The organism is Bacillus sp. FSL H8-0545 (genome assembly GCF_038006105.1).
GTDB lineage: Bacteria > Bacillota > Bacilli > Bacillales > Bacillaceae_G > Bacillus_A > Bacillus_A cereus_U.
Genome location: NZ_JBBOUO010000001.1, coordinates 329082 through 351814, shown reverse-complemented (window position 1 = coordinate 351814; position 22733 = coordinate 329082). Strand labels below are relative to the sequence as shown.

Below are 22733 nucleotides of genomic sequence, written 5' to 3'. Positions count from 1 at the left end.
CAAACATACATAATGAGGAGGCAGTTTATGAAAAGAGAAATACCTTTTGGCATAGCAATAATCCCTATTATCATTACAGTTGCAGTTATGATGGTTACAATTGTTGTATTAGAACAAAGCCCTCACGTCCCACTTATTATCGGTACAACCGTTGCTTCGATCGTCGCTTGGCGATACGGTTACAAATGGAATGACATTGAAGAATCGATGTATAAAGGAATTCGTCTCGCATTACCCGCTATCGTTATCATTATTCTTGTAGGTTTAACGATCGGTGCTTGGATTGGCGGCGGAATCGTCGCTACTATGATTTATTACGGCTTAAAACTTTTAACTCCATCACTATTTTTAGTTTCAATTACAATTATTTGTTCTATCGTTGCATTAGCAATCGGTAGCTCTTGGTCTACAATGGGAACAATTGGTGTTGCTGGAATGGGAATTGGCCTAAGTATGGGAATCCCAGCTCCAATGGTTGCTGGTGCCATTATTTCAGGCTCTTATTTTGGCGATAAAATGTCACCGCTTTCAGACACAACAAACTTAGCCGCAGGATTAACAAATACAGATTTATTCGTACATATTCGTCATATGTTATTTACTACAATTCCAGGTTTAATTATTACTCTTATCGTCTATGCTTTATTAGGAAGAAGCTTCGGTGATAACAATATTGATGCAAAAAGCATCGATCAAACGTTACAAGTATTGCAACAAAACTTTGTTATCTCGCCTTTCCTATTAATCATACCCGTAGTCGTTATGGTATTGGTCGCTAAAAAAGTACCAGCTATACCAGCTATTCTCGTAGGTATTATTTTAGGATTTTTATCACAAGTCTTTATTCAAGGTGGTTCTGTCTCAGCATCTGTCGGTGCACTCCAAACTGGATTTGTCATAGACACTGGAAACAAGCTAGTAGACGAACTATTTAACCGCGGTGGCTTAGATTCGATGATGAATACAGTCTCTATGACAATTGTCGCTATGACTTTCGGAGGAGTACTAGAACATACTGGCATTCTTCGCTCAATTGTAAATCAAATTTTAAAATTAGCGACATCATCAAAAGGACTTATCGCTTCTACTATCGCATCTTGCTTTGCAACGAATCTTACTTGCTCTGAACAATATATTTCGATTGTTGTTCCTTCAAGAATGTATGCAAATGCGTACACAGAAAAAGGACTACATTCTAAAAACTTATCCAGAGCATTAGAAGATGGTGGAACATTAACTTCTGTTTTCGTACCTTGGAATACATGTGGTGTATTTATACTCGCAACACTTGGAGTAGGCGCATTCGAATATGCTCCTTATGCTATATTGAATTTCATCGTACCTATTATTTCAATCATTTATGGTATAACTGGCTTCACAATTACGAAGCTATCGGATATTGAAAAAGCAGACCTATTGAAAAAACAAAAAGCGCAACTAGAAGCTTAAAATTTTTGAAACGAATACAATGGTAAATTCAGCTCATATATTGCACGAGGGCGCCCTTGTTGATAGGGCATTTCCTCGCCGCAAATATTGGCATACCTGTAATCAACTAATTTCTTTAACAGCCTTTCCGTCGATCGCCGAGTCACTTGTAAGTATTCAGAAAGATCGGCCGCTGTAAATTTCAATGATGGATGCGACTGACTAAATTGAATAATTTTTGACAGGTTTGCAGGACTAAGCTTCGTTTCCTTCGCTATTTTCATTAATTCAGGATTATCGTTTTTTAAACTTTGTACTCTCTGTTCTTTCGGGAACGGACCAAATAATTCTTTATCACTTGTTAGTATATAAAAGCGGCGCTCTATCGGATTGTTTTTTGCGAAACCTTGAGCGATTTTTGCATTTTGTTCCGCTTCATTTACTGTTTTTCCGTAACCAAATCCAATAGATACCGCTCCTTCTATATTCGTAAATAAACGATCTATTGTATTTGTTTTTGTACTCGATTCGATATCACCACGAGTTGTATACAAAATAAAAGTCATTTCATCAACTTGTTTAAATGAACCACGTAATTCTTTTGAAATTACATTTAATTTTTCAAGCGAGCTTTCTTGTAACTCTATAAAGGATATAATACAAGCACCAACAGTAGCTGAATGGCTTTTTGCTAACTCAGCTTTTATTTTTGCATCTTTTAACCCGTGTATAATTGATTGCGTCGGGTCTATCATACGCTCTGAAGGAATACCTATTTTTTGAAGTTCGTCGTAGACAGCGTGAATACTAGTTAAAGCTAAATCGACCTCTCCAGATTGATATTTAGCTAAATGAAAATCAATGATGCTCTTAATTTCATCATTACTCCATAACATATTTTCATAATCCATCACTTGCGGCGTTTCTTTCAGACCGATATCATGGAACACATTTGTAATAAACGAACAATCTACTAAATCAATTGAAATTTTATGAGGTTGGATACTTTGATGATATATTATAGAAAGGAGTGAAGATGCGACAGTTGTCTCGTCTTGCTGTAAGTACGTACTTGGAATTCGTAATTGTTCTCTTATTTCTTTTGCCATATAATAAGGTAAAGCACCTGAGAAAAAGATAACATCACAAGGTTTTAAACGCTTTAATATTTCAGAAGATTCTGCCGGGTGAAGGTAAATATATGGATCAATCTCTATCTCTTCTAGTTTATGAGCAATAGGTAAAAGATTCTCCATAAACTCTTTTGAACCGACAACTGCAATTTTTATCATCATTTTCTCTAACTCCTTATCATTAATTAACGACTATTTAACGTCAACTATATCAAATGTACAAAACCATTGTAAACAGGAAGGGGTCTTTATTCAATGAAAATTACAGCTATTCACCTTTACGCAATTCGTTTACCGCTTCGCGATCCGTTTGTTATTAGTTATGGTTCTTATTCTGATATGCCTTCTATTATCGTCAAAATGGAAACAGATGAAGGTATTATCGGTTACGGCGAAGGCGTTGCCGATGATCACGTTACAGGTGAATCATGGGAAAGTACTTTCCATGTTTTAAAACATACACTAGCTCCTGCTCTTATCGGACAAAACCCAATGAATATCGAGAAAATACACGATATGATGGACAATACAATTTACGGTATTCCTACTGCGAAAGCTGCGATTGATATCGCTTGTTTTGATATACTGGGTAAAAAATTAAATCAACCTGTATATCAATTAATTGGCGGACGCTACCATGAAGAATTTCCTGTCACTCACGTCTTAAGTATTGCAGGTCCCGAAAATATGGCTGAAGAAGCTGCCTCTATGATTAAGAAAGGTTACCAATCTTTCAAAATGAAAGTCGGCACGAATGTACAAGAAGATGTAAAACGAATTGAAGCTGTACGTGAACGTGTAGGAAATGATATCGCGATTCGCGTTGATGTAAACCAAGGCTGGAAAAATAGCGCAAACACATTAACAGCACTTCGTTCATTAGGACATTTAAACATCGACTGGATTGAACAGCCTGTTGTAGCCGATGATATTGACGCAATGGCTCACATTCGTTCTAAAACAGATCTTCCTCTTATGATTGATGAAGGATTAAAAGGCTCTCGTGAAATGCGCCAAATTATTAAATTAGACGCAGCTGATAAAGTGAATATAAAACTAATGAAATGCGGCGGCATATATCCAGCTGTAAAACTCGCTCATCAAGCTGAAATGGCAGGCATTGAATGCCAAGTTGGATCCATGGTCGAATCATCTGTTGCCTCTTCCGCAGGATTCCATGTCGCTTTCTCAAAAAAAATCATTACTAGCGTCGAGCTGACAGGACCATTAAAATTCACGAAAGACATCGGAAACTTACATTACGACGTACCATTTATTCGCTTAAACGAAAAGCCGGGACTCGGCATTGAAATAAACGAAAGTACATTACAAGAACTAACCGTCTTTCAAGACGTTGTACGCTAAAGGAGGACTAACACATGACGATTCTTTACGAAGGAAAATTAAAACAAAACAACGATCCATTTCACGTTACATTACTATCTTTAGAACATATGGAACAAATTTTATCATTACAAAACGTTGTAGTTGAAGCGCTAGAAGATAAAGGTCGTTTACAACCACTCTCGCTAGAAGAATTTCAATACATTCTAGAAGGAAACGGAATGATGATCGGTGCCTTTATACAAAACGAACTCATCGCATTTCGTGCCCTACTAGTCCCTCCTATCGACGATGAACATTTAGGACTTGATATTGGCCTACCAGAAAGCGAGCTACACCGCGTCATCTATCAAGAAATCTCAAACGTTCATCCAAGCTGCCGAGGAAATGGTATGCAAAAAATATTAGCCACAGTCATTATGGACGAATTACAAAAAGAAGACAGCAAATACGATTACGTTTGCTGCACCGTTGCACCTTTTAACATTCCTAGTTTAAAAGATAAGTTCGCGCAAGGAATGGAAATTGCTGCATTGAAGGAGAAGTATGGTGGGAGTATGAGGTATGTTTTTGTGAAGGAATTGCGTGGGGATATAGAAAGAGATTGGACGGATGTTAAAGATATTCCGATGAGTGATGTTAGTGAAAAGCAAGCGTTACTTTCGGAGGGGTATCGTGGATATGAGATGGAGAAAATAGATGGGAATTTCGTTGTGAAGTTTGGACGATAATTCCTACACCCGTAAAAGGAGATGTCCACTGTGACATCTCCTTTTACTTTCTCCTCATTCAATAATTACCTGGTAAATGAGATTATATGAGCGATTTTTTGAATATATTGACCGCAACTCCAAATATATCAGCGATTTTTGAAATATATCGACCGCAACTCCAAATATATCAGCGATTTTTGAAATATATCGACCGCAACTCCAAATATATCAGCGATTTTTGAAATATATCGACTTACCGACAAATATTTACAATAATCGCAACCTATATAAAGCGCATTACTAAACCGTCATCTTCCAACTCGATAACGCTAACCAGTTTTCCATTTCCTTATAATCAGGCATTATCTTCCCAACAAGACGCCAAAAAGATCGATCATGATTTAAATGAACCATATGACACATTTCATGAACAACTACATAGTCAATTACCTGCTGTGGTGCCATCGCTAGCTTCCAATTGAATGTTAGTTGTAGATTTGAATCACAAGTTCCCCACGTACGACTACTATCTGTAATACGAATAGAACGAGGCTTTGTTTTAAAGTTGCTTTGATGTGCTTTAATACTCTTTTCTACTAATGCCTTGCACTGTTTATAGTAAAAACGTTTTAAAGCTTGTTGTATTTTCTCATCCTTAAGCTCATTCACATAAATGTGTAGCTTATCCCCTTCAAAAACTGCATTGTCTTGCGTAATACTTGCATCTTGAGAAATCTGTATCGGATACGTACTCCCTAAATACAGAAAGCCCTCTCCTTGATCATAATCCTTTTCCTGTGGTCCAAGCGCCCGCTCCTGCATTTCCTTACGTGTTTTCTGAATCCAATCCCATTTCTCCTCTAGCAACTGGACTAAGTATTCAACAGGTGTCCCTTTCGGAGCTTGCACTTCAACATTACCGTAAGAATCTACATAAAGACGCACGGACTTTTTCTTCTTATAAGTTATATGAAAATTAATTGTCTCACCTAAATATGTATGTACCATTTCATCACCTAACGTATTCGTTCATAATTATTTTTACAAATAAAAAAGAGTAGGCTACAAACGTCCTACTCTACCTATTATATCATTTACTGTTTTAACATAAATGTTACAATGCTTATTTCTTATCCTCTATAGCTTACAGCTAATCCCTTTAAGAAATTCCTTGCGTATCTATCACCGCACTCTTTGTAATTCTTATGGCCTTCTTTTCTTAGTAGAGCGCTTAATTCCCCTTTTGTTACGATGACTCCTACGTCTTCTAATATATCAAGCATATCTTCACTTGTTAATGATAGTGCTATCTTCAATTTTTTTAGAACGAGATTATTAACACTTCCATTACTCTTTAAAGACATCGCTTGTCTATCCGATTGCCCTGGTTTTGGATCTTGTTTTCCTCTTTTAAAAGTAATAAAACCATTCAAAAATGACTCTAACATAACATTATTGCATTTTATTTCGTAATCATATTCAACCACATCACTATCATCGTTAACTTCATCATAGTAACTGTTTTTTAATTTTGTCAGCATCTTTCGCACTTCTTCTTTTGTTACTTCAACGCCACCAAGTTTAAATATCTCCACCATATCTATATCTTTTATATCCAGAGCATATCTTACTCTAATTAAAATATCATTATTGCTTATAGCCATTGTTTGTCCTCCTGAAATGTTGATTATAGTAATGCTTTTAGCATGTGTAAATGAATGTCGTTAAGTTACTACTTTAACATTTTAGAGGTTGGTTTTGTAGTCTTAGGTGGATTAATGCTTTTGGGGATGATTTTAAAACAGCAACATATGTTGTTTAGGTACTTTTAATTATCCATTTTAACCCAATTAAATTATAATAATACTAGAGTTAATATGGGAGGGAATCAATATTGAATTATCTAATTGGTTATAAAGATGATGAACGAAACTTCGGACACGAGGACCCAATGCTAACAGAATATACATATGGAGAGTCAGGATTTAATACCAAAAAGCTCCAAAAAGCACAAAAAAGATGGGATAATCGTGCGAAATTACGGATGGGAATTTACTATTAATTAACACACTTGAAAATGGACTAACCTGATATAGGTTAGTCCATTTCTTTTTATGCAACTCTAATTTAGTGGGCAACTCAAACATGAATGTTACGCAAAATTCATGTGAAATATATTGATTATGTTTACTTATGTTTTACTTTTTATTTGTGGTTCGGTTCACCGTAACTAATCTAAATGAGGTTATTGTTCATTATTTTCATAATTAAATTTAACAAAAAAGGTAGTGCCTTCCGATCCTGTTTGAATTTCTATTTTTGCATTATGACGGGCAGCAATGGCATAACATATGCCTAACCCCAATCCAGTTCCATTATCTTTGGTCGTGTAAAATGGAGTACCCAGTTTCTCAAATACTTCAGGCCTGATACCTTTTCCTTGATCCCGCACTGCAAGCACCACACAATTTTGACCTTCCTTGTAGGTGCTAATGGTTAGAACTTTCCCTGTGCTCATCGCTTCTAAGCCATTACGGTATAGGTTTATTAATAATTGTCGTATCTCATTACGATTTAAAAGTAATTCCGGAATGTCATTTGTATCGACTTGAATATATTTATTTTGATTATACGTATCAATCTTTATTAAAGGAATAATATCGTGGATAATTAAATTTAAATCTAACATCTGCAAATCCGATTTCTTTGTATTACCCATTGAGAGAAATTCAGTAATAATAGAATTGGCACGGTCAAGTTCTTCAATCATTAAATTAAAGTACTTATTATGTTTCTCATAGGTGGGCTCTTCTTTTAATAACTGCAAAAATCCTCGTACTGTTGTCATTGGATTTCTAATCTCATGGCTGATACCTGCTGCCATTTGCCCTATTAAATCTATGTTGGATAACCTTTTCAATTCCTGCTCATATTGCTTTTTTTCCGTTATGTTTTTAAAAATACAACAAATACCATCATCATACGGGTATGCAATAACTTCGTGCCAATATTCATCAGAGATAGAAAAAAATTCAAAATGAACTGTAGTTCGCTCTGACATTGCACGATGAAATTCCTTATACATAACTGCGTCGACGCTACTCGGGAAAACCTCCCATATATTCTTACCTAATACATCTTTTGCTGTTTTTCTTTGTGGAAAATATTGATGCTTATTTACGTACGTAAATTCCCATTTATTATTCAAAGTAAAGAATCCATCCGTAATACTTTCAATCACACTTGTAACTTTTTCATTAGCAGCAGCTAGTTCTCTCGTCCGCTCTTCCACCATGCTTTCAAGTTGATCCATATATAACAAGTTTGAAAACGTAGGAGCTGTGGCATCAACGATAGATTTTGCCAGTTGAATTTGGGAATTATCGTAATTGTGAGCTTTTCCCTCTTTGCCAACGACGATTACCCCTAATACTTCTCCCATTGAAACCAATGGAATCATCAGTAGACCCTTACTATCTATATTTTTTGTTTGAATAACCTCTTGGATCTTGACTTCATAGCTTTTCTCCATCCAATCCGCTTCTGTCCAATAACAGTCCTTGCTTAACTTCGTTGCTTTAATCGTTGTTTTGTCTAGCGGGTCTAAAAGGTGGGCAGCCATGTTTTTACTCTCTAAAATCTGTCCTAAGTAAAAAAAACATTTATCAAAACTCTCCTGTATCGAGGAACACATTGATAAATCACGGGTAACATTTAGTAACAGTTGCTTCTCGGCAATAAGGTTTTCCTTTTGTTTTAAATTATTTGCGTTTTGAATTGCGACCGCAGCCATATTTACATAAGCTTCAACACTTTGAATTTCTGAATCTGTTAAGTTCATTGGAACTCCATAATCAAATAAAAAAACCAGACCAAATAACTCTTGCCCAAATGGGATAGGCAGAGCTAATAAGGACTTAATTTTGAACGCATCAACTGGTCTCGGATCCGGCCGATGATCCTTTGAGGTATCAGGGATATAGATGGTTTTTTGGGTTTCAATAACTTCTTTTGCCAGTAAGTCTATTTCAGGATCAATTACCTGAGTATCAAGCGTTACGCCATTTATGGTCTCTGGTTTTCCTGCAAACCCTCTAAATGTTCCATCTTCCTGGGGTAAATAAATTCCAACAGCGTTGCACCTAACAATCTCCTCTGATATCGCCATTGTTACACGCTGCAATACTTCACGTAGTTCTAATTTTGTATTTATTATTTTTGTTATATTCGCGAGCCTAGAATATCTCGCCTGATCACTTAACATTCACATGGCCTCCAATTATAGGCATAATAAAATAAACATGATAATATCAGTGAAAATCAAGACCAACCTGCCATTTTCGATTTTCTCCTGTATTCTTTTCTTACCCTTGTTTTACATAGAATACCTCACTTACTTATGATACGGTTCACCTTAATTAAAATGAAACAAACACTCATAAAATCGCTACAGCCCATCCCCTCTAACTTTCAAAAGTTACACTGTTTCACTATCTCCATCCCTATCAACACTAGCCTCAAACTTATCCAACAACGCACGCACTTCATCTGTTGATTTCGTGTTCATCAATTGATTTCTTAGTTCAGCAGCTCCAGGGAATCCTTTTACATAAATTTTGAAGAAGCGATGAAGCCCTGTGATTGAGCGTGGTAGTACTTCTGCATATTGATCTTGAAGATCAAGCTGTAGTCTTAGAAGATCAAGGTGTTCTTTACTGCTATGCTCTCTTGGTTCTTTTTCAAAGGCAAACGGATTTTTAAAGATACCTCGTCCGATCATAACGCCATCAATACCATATTTTTCAGCAAGTTCCATTCCAGTTTGACGGTCAGGAATGTCTCCATTGATTGTTATTAGCGTATTTGGTGCAATGCGGTCACGTAATTTTTTAATTTCCGGAATTAGTTCCCAGTGCGCATCTACTTGGCTCATTTCTTCTCTTGTACGTAAGTGAATAGAAAGGTTTGCAATATCTTGTTTAAAAATGTGCGTTAACCAATCCTCCCACTCACTTAACTCTTTAAAGCCAAGTCGTGTTTTTACGCTGACAGGTAGTCCGCCCGCTTTTGCTGCTTGAATAAGTTCTGCCGCAACGTCTGGACGTAGAATAAGGCCACTACCTTTTCCTCTTGATGCCACATTCGGTACAGGGCAGCCCATATTAATATCGATACCTTTAAATCCTAGCTCTGCCATACCAATACTCATTTGACGGAAATATTCAGGATTATCTCCCCAAATATGCGCCACTATCGGTTGTTCATCTTCTGTAAAAATTAAACGGCCACGTACACTTTTCATACCTTCTGGATGACAATAGCTATCCGAGTTTGTAAACTCTGTGAAGAATACATCTGGGCAACCAGCTTCACTTACTACGTGACGGAAAACAACGTCTGTCACATCTTCCATTGGTGCAAGTACAAAAAATGGTCGTGGTAAATCACGCCAAAAATTATCTATCATTTCAAATTCAAATCCTCTCACTATGAATACATCTTTAAACTCTCAATTTATAATTTGTGAAAATCAGCAATATTTATTTTAACTAAAATCGCTTATGAATGGTATTTTTATAAACCAAAAAGCAGATGGTATAGATTTTTTCTATATCAACTGCTTTTTTATTATACCAACTTAAGCCAAGCCACACACTCCACATGAGTCGTATGCGGGAACATATCAACAGGTTGTACTTCCTGCGTTTTATATCCGCCTTCTTCTAGTACTTTTAAGTCGCGTGCTAATGTTGCTGGGTTACATGATACGTATACGACGCGTTTTGGCTTCATATCGATGATTGTGTTTAGTAATGCTTCGTCACAGCCTTTACGCGGTGGGTCTACGACCATTGTGTCGGCAATTACGCCTTCTTTGTACCATTTTGGAATGACTACTTCTGCTTCTCCTACACCAAATTCAGCATTTGTCATGTTGTTTAGTGCTGCGTTTCGGTTTGCGTCTTCGATTGCTTCTGGAACGATTTCAACACCGTATACTTTTTTCGCTTTTTGCGCTAGGAATAAAGAGATTGATCCGATTCCGCAATATGCATCGATTACTGTTTCGTTACCATTTAACTTTGCGTATTCTAACGTTTTATCGTATAGCACTTTCGTTTGTTCTGGGTTTACTTGATAGAATGAACGTGCTGAAATCGCAAATTTAATGTCACCGATAAAGTCATAAATATATTCTGATCCGTACAGTACTGTCGTTTTGTCTCCAAAAATAACGTTTGTACGTTTCGTGTTTACGTTTTGAACGATTGATTTTACTTCTGGGAATTTCGCTGCGATTTCTTCAATGATTGCTTCTTTATTTGGCAGTTCAGCTGTACGTGTAATAAAGACAAGCATAATTTCCCCTGTTACTTGTCCGTAGCGGGCCATTACGTGGCGAAGTGTTCCTTTGTTACGCTCTTCGTTATACGCCGAGATACCGTTCTTTTCACAAATACGTTTTACTTCTTGAATTAATGTATCGTTTTCTTCCGCCTGAATTAAACATGATTCCATATTAATGATGTCATGCGTTCCTTGACGATAGAAACCAGCTACAAGTCCACCTTCGCGTTCTCCAATTGGTACTTGTGCTTTATTACGGTATACCCACGGGTTCTTCATGCCAAGTACAGGATGAACAGGAACATCGCTTAGTCCGCCGATACGCTGCATAACGTCACGTACTTGTTTTTCTTTCGCTCTTAATTGTCCTTCATATGTTAAGTGCTGAAGTTGACAACCGCCGCACTCGTTGTACACGGGGCATTCTGCATCTTTACGATATGGACTTTCTTGATGAAGCTTCATTAAACGACCAAACGCGAAGTTTTTCTTCACTTTAATAATTTTAATTTGTGCTTCCTCACCTGGTAATCCGTTTTTTACGAAAATAGGATATCCCTTCACTTTCGCAACACCGGCACCATCATGTGTTAAATCTTCAAACACTACATCTATAAACTCGTTTTTTTCAACTGGTGGCGTCATTTTTGTACTCATTTTCCGACCTCTCTTTTTCATAACACTGCGTTACATTTTATCATACTTATATGGTCTATTTCTATTGGAAGAAAAAAAGCTATTGACGATAGTTCTCTAGTAATGTTACGCTACTACTAATTTAATACGGACGATGTTACCTCATATATAGTCGATAATATGGATCGAGAGTTTCTACCCGGCAACCTTAAATTGCTGGACTATGGGGAAAACTAATGAATATTAGCCTATGTATAAAAAGGACTCCTATTGATTAGCTTTCTCTCATAGATGAAAGTGAATCCACAGGGGTCTTTTTTTTATTTTTCAAAAAGGTCAGACATCTTACGTATGACATGAAACTTCCATTACTTTATTTTTAGTAATATAACGAGCGTTTTATGTAAAAACTTTATACGAACTTCTGAAAGGGGCAACTACATGCAATATGTAATGAGCATTATCGGTATTCTTGTCGTTTTAGGTTTATGCTTTGCTTTGTCAAACAATAGAAGTAAAATCAACTTCCGTGCAATTGCTATTATGATTAGTTTCCAAATTTTAATCGGTTGGTTTATGTTTGGCACAAAGATCGGACAGCAAATTATCATCTTCATTAGTAAAGTTTTCAACAAACTAATTAAACTTGGTACGACAGGTGTCGATTTTCTCTTTAATGGAATTCAAAGAGATTTTGTCTTTTTCTTAAACGTATTACTAATTATCGTATTTTTCTCAGCACTACTTTCTATCTTTAGTTATTTAGGTGTTTTACCATTCATCGTTCGTATTGTCGGCGGTGCACTTTCAAAAATTACTGGTTTACCACGCGTTGAATCATTCCACGCAGTAAATTCTGTATTCTTCGGTTCAAGTGAAGCGTTAATCGTTATTAAAAACGATTTACAGCATTTTAATAAAAACCGTATGTTTATCATTTGTTGTTCAGCAATGAGCTCCGTTTCTGCTTCTGTTACAGCATCATACGTTATGATGTTAGATGCGAAATATGTATTAGCAGCTCTTCCGCTAAACTTATTCTCAAGCTTAATCGTTTGTTCGTTATTAACACCAGTTGATACGAAAAAAGAAGACGAAGTGATTCAAAAATTTGATAGAAGCTTATTCGGAGATAGCTTTATCGGCGCTATGATTAACGGTGCGCTTGATGGGTTAAAAGTAGCTGGTATCGTTGCCGCATTAATGATTGCCTTCATTGGTGTTATGGAAGTTGTAAACTACGTAATTAGCGCCGCTTCAGGTGCAATGGGATATGCTGTTACTTTACAACAAATCTTCGGTTATATACTTTCTCCATTCGCATTCTTAATGGGTATTCCAACTCAAGATATCATCCCAGCTGGTGGTATTATGGGTACGAAGATTGTCTTAAATGAATTCGTAGCAATCCTTGATTTAAAAGGCGCTGCTGCAACATTATCTCCACGTACAGTTGGAATCGTTACAGTATTTTTAATTAGCTTCGCAAGTATTAGCCAAATTGGTGCGATTGTTGGTACAATCCGTGCCCTTTCTGAAAAACAAGGAAGCATCGTATCTAAATTTGGTTGGAAAATGCTATTTGCATCAACACTTGCTTCTATTTTATCTGCAACAATCGCTGGATTGTTTATTTAATAAAAAATCACCTTCGCTTAGACAGCAAGGTGATTTTTTTATTATCATCATTTAAGAAACTGAAGAAAACTCTAATGCCTCTTCCTTATTAATAATTTCTCCCTTATATTCACCTTTCACCGAAATATCAATAATTGATTTATTTCCTGTTTCCATTTTCCCTAAAGAAAACATATATATTAAGTCATCTTTTTTTAACATCCATTGTTTTCCGTGCCAAGGACCAGTTAACTTCTGTTCTGGCGATGCCAGTATTTCTCCAAAATATTCACATTCGCCTAGAGATGTTTTTACTGTATTCTTCTCCGTATCAATAACTATATATTTAAGAAGTTTTATACTTTCACTTGAAAAAATCTCTACTTCATGGTCACTTTTTTTCTTGAATTTCAGCTTTCCATCCTTTTTATTAACCAATTTACTTTGATCAATTGCATTTAGTACAAACTCATACTCTTCTTTTGTAACACCGAAATTAGGATGATATGGGAAACTTTTTTTCTCTGCATGCTCTTCTACGTATTTTAAATACCATTCCATATTATTCACTAGATGCTCTCTCATTCTTTGACCAATATTCCCTACCTTTTTAAGAGCATCTGGATCCATCTCTAATGTCATAATATCCGCTGTAACTTCCGCATTCATAAGATGCGGCGGAATATACTCTTCCACACTATTCGCTTTACTCGTTTCACTTTGACAACCGACTATGAATAGCGATATGAGAAGGATATATACTATTTTTTTATATTTCATTTCTATTCTCCACTCCATACATCATTCTTACTTAAATTTATAGCGGTTTTATTATAGTCCAAAACCCTTATATTTTAATAGAAACTACTCTACATATGCAAAATTGCATATTAATAAACCTTTCTCTTACTTTAAAATTAACTTAAATCATTTACCAAAATATACAAATTACAAATGAACAATGTTATAATTTGTAAAAAAATACATTGGAGGATATTATGAAAGCCCACGCCCTTTTCGATTTCTTACACTTACTAGTTTTAAGCATGAAAAGCTATTATGTATGGGGAATGCCAATCTATGTATTCATTATCCCTCTTATTTTTGTAGTAGGTTATATCATTATCAAATCAAATAAGAAACGAAAGACTACCGCTATTCAAAGTCACTAACCTATCCCATATCTAAAAATGATATGATGAACAAGGGTATATCCCCACCTCTCTTATAGCGGTGGGGATTTTAATGTAAGTATGCAACATAATACACAATAGAAGGTGATTTTATGAGAAAATACGCAGCGATTGCTTTATGTACATCTGCTATTCTAGTAGGCTGTAATACTAGCAATGTAAGCCAAGAACCTAAAAAAGAGAAAAAGGTACAAGAGGTCAAAAAGCAAGAAGAGACGGTGCGGGAACAAGGTAAAATTTCTTATAATTCCATTATGCACGAATCTACAAACGCAAATATTCATATTACAGACATAAAGGATTCTTTAACCGAAGTACAATATAAAATTTGGCGCACTGCTGATGGAAAGGAAAGTGCTAAATCTTTTTCTTCTAAAGAGAAAGATCAACAATTTACACTTCCCTTTGATATAAAAGAATTCGAAGGAAAACGCGGTGAATATCAAATTGAAGCAACAGGAACAACAGAGGGCGGAAAAGCTATTCCACTTACGAAATCTACTATTACTTTCGAGCAAAAAGTTCCTGTTCTTATGTACCACGCAATTGATGATTATCATGGACAAGGTATTAAAGATTTATTCGTATCACCCGCTAACTTTGAAGCACAAATGAAGTATTTAAAAGACAATGGTTATACATTATTAACATTTGAACGCTGGGGCGATATTAATAATGTAAACAAGCCGGTTTTCGTTACATTTGATGACGGTATGAAAAATAATATGAATGCATTTCGCATTTTACAAAAGCTAAAAGATGATACTTTTAAACCAGCAGCAACAGAATATATGATTGTTGATAACGTTGATGTAGAAGGCGCCCTTTCTACATCTGAAATAAAAGAAATGGTTGATTCAGGTATTTTTTCTGTACAATCTCATACAGCGACACATGCAGACTTGCCGAAAATTACAAACTATGACGAAGAGTTAAAAGGATCAAAAGAAAAGCTAGAGAAAATAACAGGTAAGCCTGTTATCGCAATTGCTTATCCATTCGGTCATGTAGACGATAAAGTTGTCGCAGAAACAAAGAAATACTATCAATTTGCAACAACAACGAAGCCTGGACAATTCATTACGAAGGGTGAACCTGATGAGTTGTTAAAAATGAAGCGTGTTCGCATACACCATACAACGACTGTAGAACAATTTGCTTCTTCGATTAAATAACTATTAGAGCTCAATACATTTTGAGCTCTCTTTTTACGTTATATTTATATATATTTTTAGAATTTTCTTGTATTATATATAGTAAGAAATCTTTCAAACTAAAGGAGATTATACATATGTCATTTGAACAAACGTTAGAGAAGTATGCTGCCCTTGCAGTCAATGTTGGTGTTAATATTCAGCCTGGACAAACTTTATCAATTAGTGCACCTCTTGAGGCTGTACAGTTTGTACGCCTCGTTACAGAGAAAGCATATCAATCTGGTGCAAAACACGTATATGTTGATTGGAATGATGAGACGTTAACACGCTTAAAGTTCGATCTAGCTCCTGAAGAAGCTTTCTCTGAATTCCCTTCTTGGAAAGCACATGCTCGTGAAGAATTAGCAAAAGAAGGCGCTGCATTTATGTCCATCTATGCAGAGAATCCTGATCTATTAAAAGGTGTAGAACCAAAGAAAATTGCAACAGCTCATAAAGTAGCTGGAGAAGCGATGAAAGTATACCGTGATTATGTACAAGCAGATAAAGTAAGCTGGTGCGTAATTTCTGTTCCTACGAAAGAATGGGCTGCAAAAGTATTCCCTGACGTAGCGCCTGAAGAACAAGAAGCAAAACTATGGGATGCTATCTTCAAAGCTACTCGTGCTGATTTAGAAAATCCTGTGGAAGCATGGAAAGAACATGATGAAACGCTACATACAAAAGTTGATTACTTAAACGAAAAACATTATACAGCTCTTCATTATACTGGTCCTGGAACAGACTTAACAATTGAACTTCCAGAGAAGCATGTATGGGCTGGTGCTGGTAGCTTAAATGAAAAGAACGTACCATTTATGGCTAACATTCCAACTGAAGAAGTATTTACAATGCCACTTAAAACAGGTGTAAACGGTCAAGTGTCTAGTACAAAACCGTTAGCATTTGCAGGTAACATTATCGATAACTTTACGTTAACATTTGAAAACGGACGTATCGTAGACTATAAAGCTGAATCTGGTGAGGAAGCTTTAAAACATTTAGTAGAAACAGATGAAGGTTCTCACTTCTTAGGCGAAGTAGCTTTAGTACCTCATGATTCACCAATTTCAAACACAAATATTTTATTCTACAATACGCTATTTGACGAAAATGCATCTTGCCACCTTGCAATTGGAAATGCTTATGCATTTAACTTAGATGGCGGGAAAACAATGTCTAAAGAAGAACTTGCTGAAAATGGTGCAAACGCTAGTATTACACACGAAGACTTCATGATTGGATCAGCTGAGCTTGATATCGACGGTATTACAGCTGATGGAAGACATGAGCCGATTTTCCGTAAAGGTAACTGGGCGTTTTAAGTTAACCATTATAAAAACACATTGGATTACCCAATGTGTTTTTATTTATTCGGCTTCAATTCAAATTTTATCGTTCTATTCTCATGCGTAAACTCAGGCCTGTATGTAGCGATGTATGTATTTTCTTTCGTTACATCAAATAGCATTACATCTTGAATTTTCCCATCCGGCGCTACCTTTTTACTCGTAAAGCTATCATATTGATATTCTTTAAACTTTGCACCTTTCTTATCTGTAATCTCAAATTCGTAAAATGCAAAAAGTATGTCCTTTTTACTATTATTTTTCACCGTGAAAACAATCCCTAAAATATCATCTTTCTTTTTATCTGTAGTGTAATCTGGATACCCTAATTGAACTGAATCGAGAGTTACTTGCAAACCATCCACGTCCACTGTCTCTCCTATTTTATAAACTTTATCTTGAACGTCCTCTTGTTTACTTTCATCGCTATTTTTAGTTTCTGTGCAAGCACTTAAACTAAAAGCCATGCCACAAATTAAAACAATTCGGCTCACCTTCTTTAACATACTCTTCCCCCCATATGAGACAAGATTTTTATATTTATCCCGCATTAACGGGCAGTAAAACTCCCACCTCAAAATTCAGTTGGAGCAAAGAAGTTAGGTGGGAGATCAACTGCCCGTAAACGCCCGATTGGTTCAACTAATAATCAGTGGGGAATGAACAAAACCCCCACTGATTAAAGTTTCACTTTATCATAGCAAAACTCTTTACGTTTTCTTGTCATATTTTGTCGTAGTAATTGCTAACTGCACAAATAGAAAAAAGCTATCTTCTACAAAAGATAGCTTTCATGATGCCGATGACACTTTCAGTCCAATTACTCCTAAAACAATAAATAAAATGCAAAATGCTTGGAATAAATTAATATGCTCTTTAAAAAAGTACACACTAATAATCGTAATAAGAAGTGTCCCTAAGCCCGACCAAATCGCATAAGCAATACTTAAGTTAATCTTCTTTACGACGATAGCAAATATACTGAAACAAATACCGTAAAAGACAAAAATAAGTACACTTGGAACGAGCTTTGTTAAACCGTTCGATAGTTTCATCGCTATCGTTCCAGCTACTTCAAAAATAATTGTTACGAGTAATAATAGCCAATATACCATACTAGAATCTCCTTCTCTGTTACCTTATAGAGATTCTAGTATACTACTTATAGTCCTAACGAAATATATTTAATTTCTAAATATTCCTCGATGCCGAAATGGCCTCCTTCACGGCCGATACCACTTTCTTTAAAGCCACCAAATGGTGCTTGTGCAACTGATGGAAGGCCATCATTTAAACCGATAATACCGTACTCTAACGCTTCACTAATTTGGAATGCTTGGCTAATATCTTTTGTGAAAATATAAGCAGCCAAGCCATATGGTGTATTATTTGCTCGCTCGATTACTTCTTCAACTGTTTTAAATTTAGCAACTGGTGCAACCGGTCCAAATGTTTCTTCATTCATACAGAGCATCGTGTCATTTGCCAATCCAATTACTGTTGGCTGAATGAAATAACCATCTAACTCTGCAAATTTATGGCCACCGTATAAAACTTCTCCGCCCTTTTGAATTGCATCTTCAATATGTTCTTGTACTTTCGAAACTGCATTCGCATCAATAAGTGGACCTACAGTTGTTCCTTCGCCGAATCCATCTCCAACTTTAAGCTGCTCTACAGCTTTTGTGAACTTTCCTGCAAATTCTTCGTACACTTCTTCTTGAACAAAGACGCGGTTTGTACATATACACGTTTGTCCTGCGTTACGGAATTTCGAACCAATTACCGCTTCTACCGCCTTATCTAAATCAGCATCATTCATAACAATAAATGGAGCGTGACCACCTAATTCAAGCGAAACCTTTTTCATCGTTTGCGCAGCGCTAGCCATTAATTCTTTTCCAATTTCAGTTGATCCTGTAAAGGAAACTTTTCGAACGCGCTCATCTTCCATCCACGTATCAGCAATTGCTTTTGCACTACCTGTTACAATATTTATTACACCTTTTGGAATGTCTGCTTCATGTGCTAATTCAACTAACTTCAATGCAGTTAATGGCGTTTGACTCGCTGGTTTCACAACTGCTGTACAGCCTGCTGCAAGTGCTGGAGCTACCTTTCTCGTAATCATAGCAGCTGGGAAGTTCCACGGTGTAATAGCTGCCATAACTCCAACTGGTTGCTTCATAACTAAAATACGCTTATTCGGGTGAGAAGCAGGAATCATTTCACCGTATATTCTCTTTCCTTCTTCTGCGTACCATTCAACAAAACTATTTGCATAATTCACTTCACCAAGCGCCTCTGCAAACGGCTTTCCTTGTTCTCTCGTCATGATTGCTGCAATTTCTTCTTTATTTTCATCAATGAGTGTGAACCACTTTTTTAACTTTACTGCACGATCTGCTGCCGTTAATTTTGACCATGATTTAAAAGCTTCATGTGCAGCATCAACCGCTTGCTTTGCCTCTGTAATCCCGCCCTTTGGTACAGTTGCAAATACTTCCTTTGTCGCTGGATTATTCACTTCGATTTGTTCTTGCAGTGTAATCCACTCACCATTTATATACATCGCCTTTTTCTCTAAGTTTACGAACGTCGCTTTTTTATCCAATGTTTTCTTCCTCCTCTATGAACTTCTTAATCTTCCTAGTGGCAGCAGATTGACTTATTTGCAAAAACTCAGCCACTTTATAACTTGATCCATACGTTTTATACGCTTTAAGAATAATATTTCTCTCTACCTCTTCCAACATTCTATAAAGACTTTGTCCGGATTGTTCAACCGTTGTCTCTTGCATAGATAGTGGCAAATCTTCTACCGTTACAAAATCATCAGCAGTGATAACAACTCGTTCAATTACATTTTCAATCTCTCTATTATTTCCTTCCCAAGGGTACCCTACAAACATTTGTAACGTACTAGGAGCTAACTTCACATCACGTCCGTACTTTTTATTAAAATGCTGTAAATAATGATAGATGAGCGGCAAAATGTCTTCTGTTCTCTCCCGAAGTGGCGGAATTGAAATTGGAATGACATTCAGACGATAGTATAAATCTTTCCGAAATGTTCCTTGTTTCACCATCGTACTTAAATCTCTATTTGTTGCCGCTACAATTCTAACGTCCACCTTTTTTAATTCTCTTCCGCCTATAGGGCGAAACGTTTTTTCTTGCAATACTTGCAAAAGCTTCGCTTGAATTTCAAGCGGCATTTCACCAATTTCATCTAAGAAAAGGGTCCCTTTATGCGCTGATTCTAATAGCCCCTTTTTCCCTTCACGATTTGCACCTGTAAAAGACCCACCTGAATATCCAAAAAGCTCAGATTCGATTAAATTCGTCGGCAATGCCGCACAATTAATTTCATAGAAACTTTCATTCTTCCGGTGACTCACTTCATGCAAATGGCGTACTAATCGGCTTTTCCCCACTCCAGTCTCACCTAATACGAGAACTGTGCTATCTACCACAGATACTTTTTTTATTGTTTCGATTATTTTTTGCATAGCGATGCTTTTAAAAATAAGCCCTTCATGCTCATATGTTTCTCTTAATTCTTTCTTATATGTCTTTAGCTGATTATCCATTTCCTCTACCTTTTGACGTAATTGATAGAGTTCAGTAAGATCACGAGAATAACTAATCACTCTTCTTAAATTTCCCTCATCATCAAAAACAGGCCTTGTACGAACATGCAAATACTCTCCTGATTTCGTTGTTTGAACAAGTTCAACTGGCCTTTTCTTTTCAATTACTTCTAACGTTGCAGACGGATAAAAAATTCCTTCTTTCTGTAGTTCTTGTACATGCTTTCCTACTAATTCCTTAGCAGAGAGCTGGTAATGTCTTTCACACATACTATTTACACGTACAACGATTCCCTTATCATCCGTAACAAAAATTTCATCAAATGCATATTCAAATACATCTTGTAAATCCATCAACATTCGTTCCTTTTCTGCAACCATTCTAGCCACTCCCTACTTCAAATCCATCGATTCACTTTACTACCTTTATTATAAAATGAATTTTCTGCATTTTATATAGAGTCAGCTAGAATGTTTTCAATTTGTTATTTATACAAATCTATTTATATTTTTCAACACATAATTCGCTGCCTTGAAAAATACAGAATACCATCGCAACCACACCCTCACTTTGTTTTAGCTTGGCATGGGGCAGGAAAAGGGCCTGACCGATTCTATGCATGGCCAGATGCTCTCTTCCGCCTAAAAAGAAAAGCTTTATGCCCTTTTTTAAGTTATCCCAATTCTTTATACACGAGCGATATTTGCTTGCTCATAACAAGCTAGCAATGATTCTTCAATTATTGTTAAACCTTCCTCAAGTTGCTCATCTGTAATAACTAATGGCATTAACACACGAATAACATTTCCATATGTTCCTGCTGATAGTAGAAGTAATCCGCGTTTATTTGCTTCTGCACATAAATTAGACGCTAATGTTTTATCAGGCGCTTTCGTCTTGCGATCTTGAACGAGCTCGAATGCACACATTGCCCCTAAGCCGCGCACATCACCGATGCAATTATATTTATTTTCCATCTCTTGGAATCGGTTCATTACGACTTTCCCTAATTCTATCGCTCTATCATTTAATTTCTCTTTTTCTATTACATCAAGCACAGCTAATGCAGCCGCACATCCTAGTGGGCTTCCTGCATACGTTCCGCCAAGTTCCCCCGGTGCAGACTCATTCATAATTTCTTTACGCCCAATCACGCCGCTTATCGGTACACCAGCACCTAATGATTTAGATACCGTAATTAAATCTGGAACGACATCATAATGATCAATTGCAAAGTATTTTCCGGTACGACTAAAGCCTGTTTGAATTTCATCAGCTACAAATAAAATACCGTGCTCTGAACAAATACTGCGTACTTCTTGAACAAATTTCTTACTTGGAACGATAAATCCGCCTTCCCCTTGAACAGGCTCCATTACAACAGCTGCAATTGTTTCTGGCGCTACTTCTGATATGAAGAAGTTCTTAAACTCTTCAATGATAAAATCATCATACTGCTCTTCTGTTAACCCTTCTGGGCGACGGTATTCATATGGGAATGGCGCTTTATATACTTCTGGAGCAAATGGGCCAAATCCAAATTTATATGGTTTTACTTTACTTGTCATCGTCATTGTCATTAATGTACGCCCATGAAATCCTTTAGAAAATGCGATAATTCCAGGTCTCTTCGTATATTTACGAGCAATCTTCACTGCATTTTCAACCGCTTCTGCCCCACTGTTTAAAAACAGCACTTGTTTATCGAAATTACCTGGCGCTAATGCTGCCAGTTTTTCTGCCAATTCAATATATGGCTCATACATCATCACATTAAAACCAGTGTGAATATATTGATCTACTTGTTTATGAAGCGCTTCTTTAACAGTAGGATGACAATGTCCTACATTAATTGTCCCGATTGCTCCTGCGAAATCAATATACTGGTTTCCATCCACATCTGTTACGAGTGCACCATTTGCAGACTGTACAAATGTTGGAATACCATTACTTACTCCTTTTGGTACTATATTTTGGCGGCGTTCTAATAAAGACGCTGCTTTCGGCCCTGGAATTTGTTCATTTACTTTAGCAAATTTTTTTGTGTTCATTGTGTACCCCATCCTTTTTTATACAATGTTTTCTCTTTATATTGCAAGATGTGTGCCAACTCCCCATTTCTAGTATTCATCCCATTCTCTAAATATCTCGGCATAAAAAATAAGTCTATAAAGACTCATAT

At 36.4% G+C, this 22733-nt stretch carries 19 protein-coding genes and 1 riboswitch; of the genes, 7 read left to right on the top strand and 12 right to left on the bottom strand.

Annotated elements, in window-relative coordinates; genetic code table 11:
* Nucleotides 1-27: 27 nt before the first annotated feature.
* Nucleotides 28-1449 carry a Na+/H+ antiporter NhaC gene (gene nhaC, locus MHI07_RS01905; protein WP_002063594.1) on the top strand — a complete coding sequence of 474 codons (1422 nt, stop codon included), beginning with the start codon at nucleotides 28-30 and terminating at the stop codon, nucleotides 1447-1449.
* On the opposite strand, the gene MHI07_RS01900 is transcribed toward nhaC, so the two are convergent.
* Nucleotides 1446-2723, bottom strand: a complete 1278-nt coding sequence (locus tag MHI07_RS01900) for a transcriptional regulator (protein WP_340821636.1) — start codon at nucleotides 2721-2723, stop codon at nucleotides 1446-1448. The two genes, nhaC and MHI07_RS01900, sit on opposite strands and share 4 nt — an antisense overlap.
* Before the next feature lie 93 nt (nucleotides 2724-2816).
* On the opposite strand from MHI07_RS01900, the gene MHI07_RS01895 reads away from it, so the two are divergent.
* Both MHI07_RS01895 and MHI07_RS01890 read left to right on the top strand, forming a co-directional pair.
* The gene (locus tag MHI07_RS01895; protein WP_215580445.1) at nucleotides 2817-3926 is read left to right on the top strand and encodes a mandelate racemase/muconate lactonizing enzyme family protein; all 1110 of its coding nucleotides are present in this window, start codon (nucleotides 2817-2819) and stop codon (nucleotides 3924-3926) included.
* Between the two features lie 14 nt (nucleotides 3927-3940).
* The gene (locus MHI07_RS01890; protein WP_340821632.1) at nucleotides 3941-4636 is read left to right on the top strand and encodes a GNAT family N-acetyltransferase; all 696 of its coding nucleotides are present in this window, start codon (nucleotides 3941-3943) and stop codon (nucleotides 4634-4636) included.
* Between the two features lie 282 nt (nucleotides 4637-4918).
* On the opposite strand, the gene MHI07_RS01885 is transcribed toward MHI07_RS01890, so the two are convergent.
* Entirely contained in the window at nucleotides 4919-5626 is a 708-nt protein-coding gene (locus MHI07_RS01885) for a M48 family metallopeptidase (RefSeq protein WP_002159470.1), read from the bottom strand.
* A gap of 122 nt (nucleotides 5627-5748) precedes the next feature.
* Nucleotides 5749-6282, bottom strand: coding sequence for a YehS family protein (locus MHI07_RS01880; protein WP_002159471.1), 534 nt, complete (start codon nucleotides 6280-6282; stop codon nucleotides 5749-5751).
* Between the two features lie 230 nt (nucleotides 6283-6512).
* On the opposite strand from MHI07_RS01880, the gene MHI07_RS01875 reads away from it, so the two are divergent.
* Nucleotides 6513-6680, top strand: coding sequence for a hypothetical protein (locus MHI07_RS01875; RefSeq protein WP_340821628.1), 168 nt, complete (start codon nucleotides 6513-6515; stop codon nucleotides 6678-6680).
* A 183-nt stretch (nucleotides 6681-6863) separates the two neighbouring features.
* Here the strand turns inward: MHI07_RS01875 and MHI07_RS01870 are convergent, their stop codons facing one another.
* From MHI07_RS01870 to rlmD, 3 genes are all read right to left on the bottom strand, one after another.
* Nucleotides 6864-8882: a GAF domain-containing sensor histidine kinase gene (locus tag MHI07_RS01870; RefSeq protein WP_340821625.1), complete on the bottom strand. Its 2019-nt coding sequence runs from the start codon at nucleotides 8880-8882 to the stop codon at nucleotides 6864-6866.
* 213 nt (nucleotides 8883-9095) lie between these two features.
* Nucleotides 9096-10085 (bottom strand): tRNA dihydrouridine synthase, encoded by a 990-nt coding sequence (locus MHI07_RS01865; RefSeq protein ID WP_340821623.1) that lies wholly within the window; start codon nucleotides 10083-10085, stop codon nucleotides 9096-9098.
* Nucleotides 10086-10246: 161 nt separating this feature from the next.
* Nucleotides 10247-11623 carry a 23S rRNA (uracil(1939)-C(5))-methyltransferase RlmD gene (gene rlmD, locus MHI07_RS01860; protein WP_340821620.1) on the bottom strand — a complete coding sequence of 459 codons (1377 nt, stop codon included), beginning with the start codon at nucleotides 11621-11623 and terminating at the stop codon, nucleotides 10247-10249.
* A gap of 121 nt (nucleotides 11624-11744) precedes the next feature.
* Nucleotides 11745-11846: riboswitch (purine riboswitch) on the top strand.
* A 197-nt stretch (nucleotides 11847-12043) separates the two neighbouring features.
* Here rlmD and MHI07_RS01855 point away from each other — a divergent pair.
* Entirely contained in the window at nucleotides 12044-13240 is a 1197-nt protein-coding gene (locus MHI07_RS01855) for a NupC/NupG family nucleoside CNT transporter (protein ID WP_002201948.1), read from the top strand.
* Nucleotides 13241-13291: 51 nt separating this feature from the next.
* Here MHI07_RS01855 and MHI07_RS01850 read toward each other — a convergent pair whose 3' ends face one another.
* The gene (locus tag MHI07_RS01850) at nucleotides 13292-13999 is read right to left on the bottom strand and encodes a hypothetical protein (RefSeq protein ID WP_340821617.1); all 708 of its coding nucleotides are present in this window, start codon (nucleotides 13997-13999) and stop codon (nucleotides 13292-13294) included.
* Between the two features lie 505 nt (nucleotides 14000-14504).
* Here MHI07_RS01850 and MHI07_RS01845 point away from each other — a divergent pair.
* Nucleotides 14505-15587, top strand: coding sequence for a polysaccharide deacetylase family protein (locus tag MHI07_RS01845; protein WP_340821614.1), 1083 nt, complete (start codon nucleotides 14505-14507; stop codon nucleotides 15585-15587).
* 116 nt (nucleotides 15588-15703) lie between these two features.
* Nucleotides 15704-16933: an aminopeptidase gene (locus MHI07_RS01840; RefSeq protein ID WP_002113532.1), complete on the top strand. Its 1230-nt coding sequence runs from the start codon at nucleotides 15704-15706 to the stop codon at nucleotides 16931-16933.
* 41 nt (nucleotides 16934-16974) lie between these two features.
* On the opposite strand, the gene MHI07_RS01835 is transcribed toward MHI07_RS01840, so the two are convergent.
* The 5 genes from MHI07_RS01835 to gabT all read right to left on the bottom strand — a co-directional run bounded on the left by MHI07_RS01835 (nucleotide 16975) and on the right by gabT (nucleotide 22602).
* A complete protein-coding gene (locus MHI07_RS01835; RefSeq protein WP_002159478.1) occupies nucleotides 16975-17463 on the bottom strand; it encodes a DUF4352 domain-containing protein in 489 nt (162 codons plus the stop codon).
* A gap of 285 nt (nucleotides 17464-17748) precedes the next feature.
* Nucleotides 17749-18072, bottom strand: coding sequence for a DMT family transporter (locus tag MHI07_RS01830; protein WP_002113527.1), 324 nt, complete (start codon nucleotides 18070-18072; stop codon nucleotides 17749-17751).
* A 47-nt stretch (nucleotides 18073-18119) separates the two neighbouring features.
* Nucleotides 18120-19571 carry an NADP-dependent succinate-semialdehyde dehydrogenase gene (gabD, locus tag MHI07_RS01825; protein ID WP_002159479.1) on the bottom strand — a complete coding sequence of 484 codons (1452 nt, stop codon included), beginning with the start codon at nucleotides 19569-19571 and terminating at the stop codon, nucleotides 18120-18122.
* Complete coding sequence (locus MHI07_RS01820; RefSeq protein WP_340821609.1) at nucleotides 19564-20931, bottom strand: sigma-54 interaction domain-containing protein; 1368 nt, start codon at nucleotides 20929-20931, stop codon at nucleotides 19564-19566. Before MHI07_RS01820 ends, gabD begins: the two co-directional genes overlap by 8 nt.
* Before the next feature lie 306 nt (nucleotides 20932-21237).
* Entirely contained in the window at nucleotides 21238-22602 is a 1365-nt protein-coding gene (gabT, locus tag MHI07_RS01815) for a 4-aminobutyrate--2-oxoglutarate transaminase (protein ID WP_002159481.1), read from the bottom strand.
* Between the last annotated feature and the right edge of the window lie 131 nt (nucleotides 22603-22733).